This is a genomic window from Vibrio sp. 10N.222.52.B12 (genome assembly GCF_002875385.1).
GTDB classification, from domain to species: Bacteria; Pseudomonadota; Gammaproteobacteria; order Enterobacterales; family Vibrionaceae; genus Vibrio; species Vibrio jasicida.
Genome location: NZ_MDAW01000095.1, coordinates 158,533 through 172,045, shown reverse-complemented (window position 1 = coordinate 172,045; position 13,513 = coordinate 158,533). Strand labels below are relative to the sequence as shown.

The following is a 13,513-nucleotide window of genomic DNA, read 5'->3' as shown; positions in this document are numbered from 1 at the left end:
GATTACAGCGTCATGGTGTAGAGTTGTAAAGTTCGGCCATTATCGTAAGTCTGCTCAATACGTTCAAACTGAAAGCCCAATTTTTCTAGCAAACTTATACTACGATTATTGTCATTATTGGTGATGGCGACCAAGTTTTCTATTTTCATCTCGTCCCGAGCAAAATCAACCACGACACTCGCCGCTTCTTTTGCGTAACCTTTGCCATAAGCGCTAGGTAGATAACCGTAACCAATATCAAACGCCGTTAATGTGTCGCGTTTGACCAAACCACAAATGCCTATAGGTTGTTTATCATGATTGGTTTCTACCACCAGCAAACTGACGCCCTTGAGTTCTTGCATCCTTAACATGTTGTCTTGAATGTAGCGTTTTGCTTCTTCTAAGGTGCGAATCTGCTTGTCACCGACGAAACGATAAAAGTCAGGCTGATTGTAGAGTTCTAAAATAAAAGACGCATCTTCTACACTAACAAGGCGAAGTGTCAGGCGTTCTGTAATAAGTGTTTTCATAAGGAATCCATTAGGCTTGTAACTTGGTGGAAAAATCACTATCCTGCCCCGCTAAATTAAAGGACCAACACCATGAACCGCAAGAAGAAAATCAACTCGATCTTAAAAGCGAAGTTGAAAAAACAAAATGCAAAGCTTCATAAGAGCAACAAGCCTCGCTACATCTCAAAAGCAGAGCGTGCGAAGATGGAAGCTGAAGAGCAAAACCAGACGGCAGAACAAACGTCTGAAAATGTGGCTGAAACGCAAACCACTGATGAAGCTTAAATAAGAAAAGCCGCATAACGCGGCTTTTTTATCCAAATTTAACGTGCTTATTTGTATTTCGAATACTGACGTTTAGTACTCAAGGCTGTAGTTAAGCGTGAACGTACGACCTCTTCCCTTGTAGTCATAAGCAGAAGACTCATAGTGAGTCGCATACAGGATTTGCGCACGTTGTCCCCACACCGTGGTGTAATCCTCGTTAAATAAGTTTTGGATTCCGAATCCTAACTGACCCATAGGTAGCGTCACGTTACCCAATAGATCAAACGTTGTGTAGCCGTCTAACTTGTTGTTGGCATCATCTTCATAATCAAACATGGTTTGGCTCTGTAGGCGTAACGCGTAGTCGTTTTGATACCAGGCCGCCCAAGCATTCGCCTTTGATGAACTTGCTTTGCCTGCATTTAAATCTTCCCATTTGCCGTCAGTTTTTAGCTCAGACACCACATAGTGACCAGATGCACCGACGAGAACATCGCCAGTCACCCAGTAGTTGATGTTCGCTTCAGCACCGTAGACGCGTTGTTCATCATCGACATTCGTAATCAAAAGTGTGTTACGGTCGTATTTGATTGAGTTGTCGGATAATGAATAGTAACCCGCGGCTTGTAATGAGAGCGCATCTTTATCCAGTCTGTAACCAATCTCATAACTGTCCGTTTTAATACCAGACATTTTTGAATCAGAGACGTTAATACTGTCTTGCAATACATAATGACCATTTGCATCGACCGCTTCATACGTCCCTTGACCATAATACTTCGCGGGGTCTGCTAATTGGAAACCTTGCGAGAAGTTCGCCCAAACTTGCGATTCATTATTGATCTGATAAATCGTGCCTAGGTTAAACAGACTTACCGAATAATCAGTACTGCCACCCGGTACGGAATCAGCAGATGTTCCTGCACCCGCCGCAATTTTCTTTTGCACGCTGTATGCGACAAAATCATCAATCTTGTTATCCATATATTGGTAGCGATAACCGGCTTGCACAGACCAACCCTGGTTAATTTGGTAATCACCTTGAACAAACAACGCATAAGAAGACACATCGACACCAGGGTAACGACCGACTTGAGCGTATGTTTTATTTACTAGGTTGCCAGAGTCATTTGCAATGGTGGGATTAAACAGTGCTTGGTTGCTGTCAAATCGGTCTAGGTAGGCATCTACCCCATAAACTAAATTGAATGACTGCCAAGCCTTCGCTAACGCTAAGCGACCAGAAAAGACTTCGGTTTCTTGTTGAGATGCACTTTGGAAATAGGGAGTAAACGTCTGGTCTTCACTACGGTAAGAAACCTCACCAATTAATTGATGACCAAATACCGCGTCATGGCTGTAGCTGGCGCTTAAGAGCAAACGCTCTGTGCCGTGTTCACGATCTGAATCAAACCCTTTACGTACATCCACAAAGTCGCGCCCGACAATGTACAAACCATACGGCGAATCTTGCTGGCTATCGTAATACTGGGCAACAAGGTTCAGTTGGCTAGTTTCAGACGTTTGAATTTCTGTTGACCCCATAACATCGAGCGTCGAATTATACTGAAGTGATCCTTGAGAGATATCTGGTGTGACAATGTGACCGTTCCCATCGTAAAAACCTTGCGTTTCACTGTACACGACGGCGCCACGTGCTGTGACTTTTTCGGTGCCACCAGAAATTGACTGTGCGACTTTGTAATCGAAGTCTTCACTGCTGTTAAAACCCGATGTACCACTAACAAAAGACTCAAATGCAAGATCTTCAGAAGCCGTTTTCTTAGTTACGATATTAATCACACCACCTGTCGCGCCAGCACCATAAATCGATGTGGCTCCTGAAAGCACTTCAATTCGTTCAATATTAAATGGGTCTATGGCTTCAAGTTGACGGCTGATGGGGCGAGAAGATTGCAGCGATACCCCATCTATCATCACAAGCATGGCTCGGCCGCGTAAGTTTTGACCGTAGTTGGTTCTTCCGCCGGTACCAACGTCCAATGACGGAATTGTCGCAGAGAGAATATCACCCAGCGTTTTACCCGCTCGATATTGTTGAGAAATTTGTTCTTGATCGACAAACCAAACGGTGCCGGGTATATCCGAAATGGATTTAGGAACAACGCTACCTACGACCACCATTTGCTCGTCGGCATTTTTCTGTTGAAGAATAGATTGGTCAGCGAGGGCCTGTGCTGCATAGCCACTGCTCATCGCGAGCACGATGAGATTAAGAGAGAACTTCCTTTTTATCATTGTCTTTATCTTTTTATAAACTTAAAGAGATGACAATAATACTCATTCGCACTCACATATCGAGCATTGTTACATATGTTATCAACATGTTAGCCCTGCATGTTTCTCGATCTGATTAACTGTTTATTTTTATCCGTTCTTGGGCAGTCTTCGCAGAGTTGTCTTCCTTCACATTTGTAAACCAGACAACAGCTCTTGCGTACTAATTTTAGTGGCTGCTCTTCGCCTACATTATACAAAGACGAGACGTTGGCCGTATTCAATCCAAGCGCCTCTAACCACAAATTGGCTTGGGCTTGAATCATCTCATTAGTAAATTGCGGAAAGTTTTGTTGTAGTCGTAGTAAGCAAGACATAACGCCATCAGACATCAATTGTTGAGTAAATCCGGGGCGAATTCTTGTCCATTCGCTCATTTGAATTTGGTAAAAGTCGTAAACCTCACGTATTTGCCCACCCGCTTCTTTTATTAAGTCCTCAATTTCCCCGTGAACATGTTGTTCATCAGGGAAACGGTAACCCGTGACAAAACCAGAGTGAACGTACTGTCCCATGCCTCTTAGGTTAGGTAGCGTGTGAAAGCCATAAATAGAAATGAATGCCACAAACATCGGTTGCCAACACAGTAAGTCCCATGTTCGAGTAAGCCAATAGGCTTTACCGGCCTCTGGATGCACCTTTGAGAGCGTTTGATAGAGTTCTTGAACAATTGGATTGATGTCATTATCGAGATGGATAGCACCCGGTTCAATTACACCAATACTGCCATGTAAATAAGGCGTGACCTCTTTAGAGTAATGAAATAGTTGTTGGAAAAATTGCTCAGACATGGCTGTACTTACTGACGCTATCATTTGCAAGCAGTTATACTCAAGCATCAACGCGAATGCAAATGGTTATCAGTATGATTTATTCCTTTACACTAATCATCAAATAACGATCAACAGGAAAAACTCGCTGCTTTTATTAAGTCCAAACTCAAGCCAACAAACATATAGAGCAAAATTCAAACAGAAATAACTCCAATCAGTGCACCAAAATGGTCAGGTTTAACCTTAGACACGGACGATTCAAACATTCCAACAACACCCTTTCAATGCACCATTAACACTGACACGGCTCAGCGTGAGTTATTCCCAATTATTGGACATTGCTGTTTCCTATAAAACAGAATGTGAACAAAGCTAAGTATTTTTTCCTTGAATACCGAAACAATAGAAGTCCCTGTTTCTAATAAGGAAATTAAACATGTTGTATCTTGAGTTTCTATTTTTGCTCGTGATGCTGTATATCGGCTCACGGTATGGCGGCATTGGTCTTGGTGTCGTTTCTGGTATTGGTTTGGTCATTGAGGTTTTCATCTTCAAGATGCCTCCAACCTCTCCGCCTGTGACCGTAATGCTGATCATCCTCGCGGTGGTCACTTGTGCCTCCATTCTTGAAGCCGCAGGTGGCTTAAAATACATGTTGCAGGTGGCAGAGCGCGTATTACGTAAGAACCCTAAACGCGTCACTCTTATTGCGCCGTTCGTGACTTACTTTATGACTTTCCTACTTGGTACTGGTCACGCGGTTTACTCTATCATGCCAATCATTGGCGACGTTGCGCTTAAAAACGGCATTCGTCCTGAGCGTCCTATGGCAGCAGCATCGGTTGCTTCTCAAATCGCCATTACTGCATCACCAATTTCAGCAGCAGTGGTTTACTACCTTGCACAATTGTCTGATATCCAACACGAGATCACCCTACTTTCTATTTTACTCGTTACTGTGCCTGCCACATTGTTCGGTACTTTGCTGATGTCCCTTTACAGCTTAAAACGCGGTAAAGAACTTGAAGACGATGAAGAATACCAAGAACGTCTAAAAGATCCGGTTTGGAGAGACAAGATCCTGAATACAACCGCAACTTCGCTCGATGAAATATTGCCCGTAAGCGCACGTAATTCAGTATTGCTATTCATTCTATCGATTCTCGTGATTGTAGTGATTGCTATGTGGCCGGAAGTTCGAACTATTGTCGACGGCGGCAAACCAATCAGTATGGCGGTGGTTATCCAAATGATGATGCTCTGCTTCGGCGGTATCATTCTGCTTGCGACAAAAACCGATCCACGTGATGTTCCAAACGGCGTGGTCTTCAAATCTGGTATGGTGGCGGCGATTGCTATCTTCGGTATCGCATGGATGTCAGACACCTACTTCCAATACGCAATGCCTCAATTTAAATCTGGCATCGTTGAAATGGTAACTAGCTACCCTTGGACCTTCGCGCTTGCACTATTCATCGTATCGGTTGTGGTGAACTCTCAAGCCGCAACAGCACGAATGATGCTACCGGTTGGTTTGGGCCTTGGTTTGGAACCTGCACTACTTATCGGTTTAATGCCAGCGGTTTACGGTTACTTCTTTATTCCCAACTACCCTTCAGATATCGCGACTGTGAACTTTGATACTTCAGGTACAACGAAGATTGGTAAATGGTACTTCAACCACTCTTTCATGTCGGTAGGTTTAATCGGTGTGATTGGGGCGTGCTGCTTGGGTTACTTATTGGGACAAATGATCATCCCATCATAAATCACGTTTAATATTTTGGGGCGAGTCATTGTACGTTTACGTACAGCCTGAAGTGACTCGCCCTTTCTTTGATTCTCGAAGCTATACAGCTAGGCGAGATTAGAGAAGAAAGTCTTCATCGATAGCGACGAAGTTATCGGCACAATCGATCAAGGTTTGAGACGTAAGCCTAGGTACGCCATACACTGTGACTCTCTTATTGAAGCGCTGCTGAATTCGCTCAACCAGCAAGCAAAAGTCACCATCACCAGAGACCAATACGACTTCATCTACGTCTTGTGCTACTTCGATGGCATCAAGTGTAATACCCACATCCCAATCGCCTTTTGCACTACCGTCACGTCGCTGAATAAACGGTTTAAGCATGACTTCGAAGCCTACACCACGCAGGATATGATGAAATTGACGCTGCTTCGGGTCATTACTCGCAATCGCATAAGCTTTTGCACTCGCCACTTCTTTCCCTTGTGTCGCAACATACCAAAACTGGTTGTAATCAAAATTGCTGCGGTACGCTTCGCGGCAGGTGTAATACACATTCTGCACATCAACCAAGATGGCGATCTTTTGTTTGCTTTCCGAATTCATCAAGTTCTATGCCTTATTTGTTTGTGCCATACCCTAAGCGAACTTGCGCCAAAGCACAATGAACTAATTCCACTAAACTTATCGTATAACCTGATAATCGGAGTTTCGCGTTTCAAGGAGGGAAACCATGAACAAGCCTACTATAGCCCTGTTGCTTTCATGCCTCATATCAAGTGCCGCGTTTGGTTACCCTGCCCACTCTCAATATTGGCCACACCGCAGCGTCTTATATTTTGCGCCAGAAAACGACAATCATGTGAAACAGTTTTTGCTAGAGGCTTTAATGAATGAGTGTGAACTTGAAGACAGAGACGTGATAACGCTCGTCATTGCAGAAGATGGGTATACAGAGCCGTCTTGGTTGAAAGAAGAGTTTGACCTTAAGATGCTAGCCAAACTTTACGAAGTGAAACAAGGCCAACACACGGCGATTCTATTAGGTAAAGATGGTGAAGAGAAACACCGCTGGGGAGCGAAAACCGATTGGCAATTCATCAACAATCTGATCGATGAAATGCCAATGCGTAAAAGGGAGATGCAGCAGAAACGCAGTCCTTGCGCGATCTAATGCTTAAGATTACGTCTTTGATTACTTGCCGAACCAATCCAATTTGTTGTGTAGCTGAGTAACGCTACCCACCACAATCAATGCTGGACTCACGGCTTTCTCTGCCATGCTCGATAGCTCATTCAACTTTCCTTGGAACACGCGCTGCTCTGGGCGCGTACCGTTTTCAATAATGGCGCATGACATCTCAGGATCTAACTCGTGAGTGATCAGCTTATCCATAATGTGGCTGCTTTGCTTCAAACCCATGTAGAACACAAGCGTGTTGTTGGATTGTGCTAGCGAACGCCATTCAATCTCACGACCATCTTTTTGTACGTGACCAGTAATGAATTGAACACTTTGTGCATGGTCGCGGTGTGTTAATGGAATACCAGCGTATGCCGTTGCACCCGCTGCTGCTGTGATACCCGGAACCACTTCGTATTTGATACCAAATTCCGCTAGTTCTTCTAGCTCTTCACCACCACGGCCAAAGATAAATGAATCACCGCCCTTTAGACGCACAACGCGTTTACCTTCTTGCGCTTTCTGCACCAAGATTTGGTTGATTTGATCTTGAGGTACGCAGTGAAAGTCCAATTTTTTGCCTACGTAGATCATCTCTGCTGATGCGTGAGCCAATTCAAGAATGTCTTTCGACACCAATCGGTCGTACACCACAACTTCAGCTGCTTGAATGGCTTTTAAGCCTTTTACGGTGAGCAAATCAGGATCACCTGGACCTGCACCAACAAGAGAAACAAAGCCGCTGTTTAAAGATGAGTGAGCAGTAGTCATATCAACGCCTATCGAAAAATTTAGATATAAAGAGTAACACTCGCGTTATGCACTTAGGGCTAAAACCACTCTAAGGAGTTATTACTTTTTATAGCTAAACCAATAAAATATGTCGCGAAAGTGAAAGTTAAAAATTGAAATCCAAGTTAAAGAATAGTCCCGCCCATCCAGAAGCGGGATCATATTAAGCGAGTTACCCGTTAATGGTTATTTAGCCATTGCAGGTTGTGCTTTTACTTCTTCTTCAGCATTGATAGAAGGCGCAGTTTTAGCGTGAGTTAGGTACAGTGGAATACAAGTCATTACTAGACCACCAACAATGTTACCTAGGATGGTTGGGATAAGGTTGAAGTTCAACCAAGTCGCGATACCAAAATCCGCACCTAGAATCATACCTAGTGGGAATAGGAACATGTTTACTACTGTGTGCTCAAATACTAGTGCGAAGAAGATGAAGATTGGGAACCACATCATTGCTACGCGACCAGACACTGAACGTGCTGTCATGTTGCCGATAACGCCTAGACACACCATTAGGTTACAGAAGATGCCGCGTACAAAACACGTGATCCATCCGTCCATACCCATGTTTTCAAAACCAAGGCTACGCGCGGTAGAAACAGCGACAAATTTCTTCGCTACTGCGTTCAGTTCTAGAGAGAAGTTACCTGTTAGAGAGATAGCAACTAGGTAAGCAACAATTAGAGAACCGATAAGGTTACCCAAACCGACAAGACCCCAACAACGGAAGATGCGGCCCCAAGTGATGCCTGGACGGTTTGCAAACTTAGCTAAAGGAGCAAGACCGAATACGCCAGTAACGAGGTCGTAACCCATCACACTTAGAATCACGAAACCAACAGGGAAGACAAGTGCACCTACAATACCAACGCCAGTTTGAACGATAGTCGTAATCGCAACAACGACCGCAAGTGACAGGATAATACCTGCCATTGTGCCGCGAAGTAGCAAATCGCGAGTGCTGGTGTTTGTTTTCGCTTCACCCACGTTAATCATGGTTTGTACGAATTCAGCAGGTTTAAAGTCTGTAGACATGAATGTGTCCTTATTCAAAAGTTGAAAGTTAAAAATTAAAGATTGAATAGAGAAAGGCTTCCCGTTAACTCAGTAACACCTTGCTTCCTTGTCCCCCGCAGGTGAACATCGAAAAGCCTTTACCTATTAAATCTAGATTTCGGTTCATTCCCTCCCCCGAAGAGAAGGGAATTTAACCAAGCTCTTATGCTGAGATTTCGACTTTGCCTTTTGTTACACGCGTTTTGTACGCTTTCACGTTAAAGTGTTCGTCTTCCATGCACGCACCTGTTTTCAGGTTAAAGCGTTGTTTCTTAAGTGGGCTTGCCACCCAAAGCTCGCCTTGGTGCTCACAGATCAAACCGCGAGAGAGCACGTTTGATTGGAAAAAAGGGTCTGTGTTGCTAATCGCTAGCACTTCTTCCGCTTCAGTTGGACGGAATACCGCTACTTGTTGACCATCAACCAGTGCACAAACACCTGTGCCCGGTACGATGTCGCTGATTTGGCAAATCTTTTCAAATGACATAATCAACCTTCCCTTATGCTTCTGTAATCGCTACGTGTAGGATGTCGCCTTTCGCTTCAGGGTGCTTCTCCGTGAAGGTTGCTGGGCGGTGCTGTTCGCGCTCTTGTACAAACACAACGTTGTCATCGCGCTTGTCAGAGTTGATGAAGTGCGCGAAACGAGTCAGTTGTGATTCGTCGTTGATGGTCGCAGTCCACTCACATTCGTACTCGTCTACAAGCTTCGCTACGTCAGCTTCTAGTTGAGCGTTGATGCCAAGTTTGTCGTTAACAATCACTTCGCGTAGGTAGTCAACGCCACCTTCCATGTTTTCCATCCAAACTGATGTACGTTGTAGTGGCGCAGCAGTACGGATGTAGAACATCATGAAGCGGTCGATGTACTTGATCAGAGTCTCTTTGTCTAAGTCGCTCGCTAGTAGGTCTGCATGACGAGGTTTCATACCGCCGTTACCACATACGTACATGTTCCAGCCGGCGTCAGTCGCGATGATTCCAAGGTCTTTACCTTGTGCTTCCGCACACTCACGAGTACAGCCAGAAACACCGAACTTCATCTTATGAGGGGTACGAATGCCTTTGTAACGGTTCTCGATGTAAGAACCTAGACCAACAGAATCTTGAACACCGTAACGACACCAAGTAGAACCAACACATGTCTTCGCCATACGAAGTGCTTTAGCGTACGCTTGACCCGTTTCAAAACCAGCATCGATAAGCTTGCGCCAGATTTCTGGAAGATCATCTTTTTGCGCACCAAACAGACCAATACGCTGTGCACCAGTGACTTTGGTGTATAAGCTGTATTCTTCTGCAACAGCGGCAAGCACGCCCAAAGCTTGAGGCGTTACTTCACCACCCGCCATACGTGGGATTACTGAATAAGTACCGTCTTTTTGGATGTTACCTAGGAAGTTATCGTTCGTGTCGTGCAGCTTAACCAGTTGTGGCTTAAGAATGTGCTCACCCCAACAAGAAGCCAAGATTGAACCAGCCAGTGGTTTACAAACTTCACAGCCATAACCTTTACCGTATTTCTCTAGAAGCTCATCAAACGTTTTGATCTCTTCGATACGGATTAGGTGGAACAACTCTTGGCGCGAGTATGCAAAGTGCTCACACACGTCGTTCTTCACTTCGATACCAGATTTAGCAAGCTCAGCATTGAGAACAGACGTTACTAGAGGGATACAGCCGCCACAGCCCGTACCTGCGCCAGTCACGGCTTTGATGTCGCCCAATGTGTGGTGACCATCAGCAACTGCTTGTGCGATCTTGCCTTTTGTCACGTCGAAACATGAACAAATAACCGCGCTCTCTGGCAATGCGTCTGCACCCAAAGAAGGTTTTTCAGCCCCAGCGTGTGCTGGTAGGATCAACGCATCTGGGTGTTCTGGTAGGTCGATTTCGTTCAGCATAAGCTGTAGAAGATCACCATAGTCAGACGTATCGCCAACCATTACTGCACCTAGCAGTTTCTTGTTGTCTTCCGATACGATAAGACGTTTGTAAACTTCTTGTTCTTCGTTTTGGTAAACGTAACTCTTACAGCCTTCAGTGCGACCGTTCGCATCACCGATAGAACCAACTTTCACACCAAGCAGTTTTAGCTTCGCAGACATGTCAGCGCCTTCGAACTTGCTTTCCGTGTTTCCAAGTAGGTGATCCACTGCAACCGTCGCCATCTTGTAGCCAGGAGCCACAAGACCGTAGAACATTTCGTTCCAAGATGCGCACTCACCGATAGCATAGATGTTTTCATCAGACGTTTGGCAGTAGTCGTTAATGGCAATACCACCACGTGGCGCAACGTCTAGGTCCATCTGACGAGCCAGTTTGTCTTGAGGTCGGATACCTGCCGAAAATACAATGAAGTCTGTTTCTAGTTCAGTGCCGTCAGCGAAACGCATAACGTTGCGTGCGCTTTCCCCTTCTGCTGCAATCTCAAGCGTGTTTTTGCTGGTGTGAACGTTCACGCCCATACGCTCGATTTTTTGACGAAGCTGATTACCACCAGCAAGGTCAAGCTGCTCAGCCATCAGTTTTGGTGCGAACTCAACCACGTGAGTTTCCACACCCAGAGCTTTTAACGCGCCTGCAGCTTCAAGGCCTAGAAGACCACCACCGATAACCACACCAGATTTGCTTTTCTTCGCACACGCTTCGATCGCTTTTAGATCTTCGATAGTGCGGTAAACAAAACAGTCTTTGCTTTCATGACCTTTGATAGGCGGTACAAATGGGAATGAGCCAGTAGCAAGAATCAGCTTGTCGTATTTGATTTCACGACCCGTGCTTGAATAAACAATACGGTTTTCACGGTTGATGTTAATCGCACGCTCGCCGATCAACATATTGATGCCGTGTTTCTCGTAGAAGCCTTCTTTTACTAAAGAAAGTTCATCTGCAGTATGGTGAGAAAAGTAAGAAGAAAGGTGCACACGGTCGTATGCGACACGAGGTTCTTCACAAAAAACCGTGATATCCATATTAGAGACATCGGTTTTCTCGACTAAGTCTTCGATGTAACGGTGGCCTACCATACCGTTACCGACGACTACTAGCTTCAACTTGCTCATTGTACTTCCTAAGGGTTAGGTTCTTAACTGTCTGCATTGTTAATTGTGAAAGAAAATTAATACATGATGTAAATCAATTACGGAATTAAACTACCCTAAAGGGGTAGGAGCACTTTTTAACCCGTATTTAAACCTTTGCTTTCGTAACTTAAACAAAATTAATGTAACCCGAATAAAATAAGATCACCCTTTTTGTCATATTTCTTAATAACAAACAAAAAGCAAGCACCAAAATGCTTGCCTTTTCTGTTCAAAAAATTATTTAAATTCAGTCAATTAGACAATGCCTCGAGACGTACCTACCCTCCGTCCTTCTTCCATTTCCCATTGAATGCCGTATTTGTCTATCCAGTAGAAGAAGGAAATCGGGAATCCGTCGAGCTTTTCAGGATGATATTCATCCGACGTATTGATCATGGTTACCCCTTCTTGTTGTTTTAAGTAACGGAAGACTTCACCACAGTTTGAAACTTCTAGCGCGACATGACGAGGGCCGCCCAAGTCATAAGTTTTTGGTTGAGGGGGTATGTCTTTTGTCCCGATTGGTGTGTGATATTTCATCAATTCAAGATAGACCGACGCATAAGGATGCTTCACAAACAGCACGTCAACGACAACATCTTGTCCAGCTAAACCTGCATCTTGGTTAAACTCGGCCATACTCACACCGCGGTAATCCATTTTTTTCCGCTGAGCATCAAGTGCGCGTTCAAAACCAAGTACTCGCTGATAGTAATCAGCCGCCGTATCAACATCGTCGACAATGACATTGATATGAGATAAACTAAGTACAAATGCGCCAATATCACGCTCCGCTAAACGCTTAAGCATTTCTGGTTCGGCATCCGGTGATACTTCAACCACATAGTCGACCTCTCGTCCCTGCTCTATCGATTCATTGCAAACCAGATAGGCTTTCTCTTTGTGTTTGTCCGTATCACTTGCCGCGATCTCCAGCTTGGCCTCCCAAGAATGAGATACAAACCATTCTGGATTCACCACATAAGCTGCAGCAATCATGTCGAAAGGAATGAACCCTTCTTTTGCACCAAAGATCAGCTTCCACTCTGTCCACCAAATCATTGAGTGTTGTTCCAGAAATTGGCTTAAACTGCTGGAGTGGCTCATGGCTCTTAGTTCAGAAAAGTTCACCCAGACATCCGCACATACCTCAAAAGGAACCAATGTTAAAGGTACATCGCTACTTAAAAGTACTTCGAAAGCCGCTTCGTCGACCTCAAAGTTGAGATCGCGAAATGGACGCGTTTGATGTTTGCTCGCGACAAAATGCTGGTCGGTACTGCGGCGGCCTGCAACACAAACGATCTTTTCGATGTTGTGAAGCACATCAGGGTAATGTTTAATCAGCAGTGCAATATTGGTTAACGCACCAATTGCCAAAATAGTCAGAGGCTCTTGTTTTAGTTGATAAGCAAGATCGGTAACGGCTTTTGGAACCACCACAGCAGAGTCAAAGAAGCTTGCACTTCCCTTCGAAACACTCAGATATGTCGGACCAAACTTTTGGATAAAAGACTGTGCGATTTCAGTCGTAACTTCAATATCGTCGCAGTTACCCAATGTAGAGCTTACTCCAACAATATCCACTTCTTGGCTTCGAAGTAACAAGCCCAGTGCATACCCGTCATCGACATCACATGGCTTTAAACCACTCTTGTGACCAATGGTGATATCAGTATCCACCCATAAACGTGTTTGTGAGCCGCAAAACTGTTTATCTTCCCCAATATGATGCATGGAGACTCCTTTCTCTTTGCTATTTTTTGAATTTAGTTTGGCCAGCGTGGGCAGGTGAAAAACTGGACAAATACCAG

General features: G+C 44.6%; 12 protein-coding genes. 3 read left to right on the top strand and 9 right to left on the bottom strand.

The features are described from left to right. Positions 1-2: 2 nt before the first annotated feature. A complete protein-coding gene (locus BCT11_RS04930; RefSeq protein WP_045420277.1) occupies positions 3-512 on the bottom strand; it encodes a GNAT family N-acetyltransferase in 510 nt (169 codons plus the stop codon). A gap of 72 nt (positions 513-584) precedes the next feature. On the opposite strand from BCT11_RS04930, the gene BCT11_RS04925 reads away from it, so the two are divergent. After that, positions 585-779 (top strand): DUF2986 domain-containing protein, encoded by a 195-nt coding sequence (locus BCT11_RS04925; protein ID WP_038865783.1) that lies wholly within the window; start codon positions 585-587, stop codon positions 777-779. A gap of 72 nt (positions 780-851) precedes the next feature. Here BCT11_RS04925 and BCT11_RS04920 read toward each other — a convergent pair whose 3' ends face one another. Beyond that, a complete protein-coding gene (locus BCT11_RS04920) occupies positions 852-3,020 on the bottom strand; it encodes a TonB-dependent receptor (protein WP_102387410.1) in 2,169 nt (722 codons plus the stop codon). 89 nt (positions 3,021-3,109) lie between these two features. Beyond that, positions 3,110-3,850, bottom strand: a complete 741-nt coding sequence (locus BCT11_RS04915; protein WP_042604261.1) for a siderophore ferric iron reductase — start codon at positions 3,848-3,850, stop codon at positions 3,110-3,112. Between the two features lie 418 nt (positions 3,851-4,268). Between BCT11_RS04915 and BCT11_RS04910 the strand changes: the two genes are divergently transcribed. Next, complete coding sequence (locus BCT11_RS04910; protein ID WP_038877310.1) at positions 4,269-5,600, top strand: anaerobic C4-dicarboxylate transporter; 1,332 nt, start codon at positions 4,269-4,271, stop codon at positions 5,598-5,600. A 99-nt stretch (positions 5,601-5,699) separates the two neighbouring features. Here the strand turns inward: BCT11_RS04910 and BCT11_RS04905 are convergent, their stop codons facing one another. After that, on the bottom strand, positions 5,700-6,188 hold the full coding sequence (locus BCT11_RS04905; RefSeq protein ID WP_038865790.1) for an NYN domain-containing protein: 489 nt from the start codon (positions 6,186-6,188) through the stop codon (positions 5,700-5,702). A gap of 127 nt (positions 6,189-6,315) precedes the next feature. On the opposite strand from BCT11_RS04905, the gene BCT11_RS04900 reads away from it, so the two are divergent. Next, a complete protein-coding gene (locus BCT11_RS04900) occupies positions 6,316-6,756 on the top strand; it encodes a DUF4174 domain-containing protein (protein ID WP_042604246.1) in 441 nt (146 codons plus the stop codon). Between the two features lie 21 nt (positions 6,757-6,777). Here the strand turns inward: BCT11_RS04900 and cobA are convergent, their stop codons facing one another. The 5 genes from cobA to BCT11_RS04875 all read right to left on the bottom strand — a co-directional run bounded on the left by cobA (position 6,778) and on the right by BCT11_RS04875 (position 13,436). Then, the gene (cobA, locus tag BCT11_RS04895) at positions 6,778-7,536 is read right to left on the bottom strand and encodes a uroporphyrinogen-III C-methyltransferase (RefSeq protein ID WP_102387409.1); all 759 of its coding nucleotides are present in this window, start codon (positions 7,534-7,536) and stop codon (positions 6,778-6,780) included. Between the two features lie 207 nt (positions 7,537-7,743). Beyond that, positions 7,744-8,592, bottom strand: a complete 849-nt coding sequence (locus tag BCT11_RS04890) for a formate/nitrite transporter family protein (RefSeq protein ID WP_038865796.1) — start codon at positions 8,590-8,592, stop codon at positions 7,744-7,746. A 184-nt stretch (positions 8,593-8,776) separates the two neighbouring features. Beyond that, positions 8,777-9,100, bottom strand: coding sequence for a nitrite reductase small subunit NirD (nirD, locus tag BCT11_RS04885; protein WP_038877303.1), 324 nt, complete (start codon positions 9,098-9,100; stop codon positions 8,777-8,779). 13 nt (positions 9,101-9,113) lie between these two features. Beyond that, positions 9,114-11,678 carry a nitrite reductase large subunit NirB gene (gene nirB, locus BCT11_RS04880; RefSeq protein ID WP_102387408.1) on the bottom strand — a complete coding sequence of 855 codons (2,565 nt, stop codon included), beginning with the start codon at positions 11,676-11,678 and terminating at the stop codon, positions 9,114-9,116. Positions 11,679-11,954: 276 nt separating this feature from the next. Continuing rightward, a complete protein-coding gene (locus BCT11_RS04875; protein WP_102387407.1) occupies positions 11,955-13,436 on the bottom strand; it encodes a nucleoside hydrolase in 1,482 nt (493 codons plus the stop codon). Positions 13,437-13,513 lie beyond the last annotated feature (77 nt).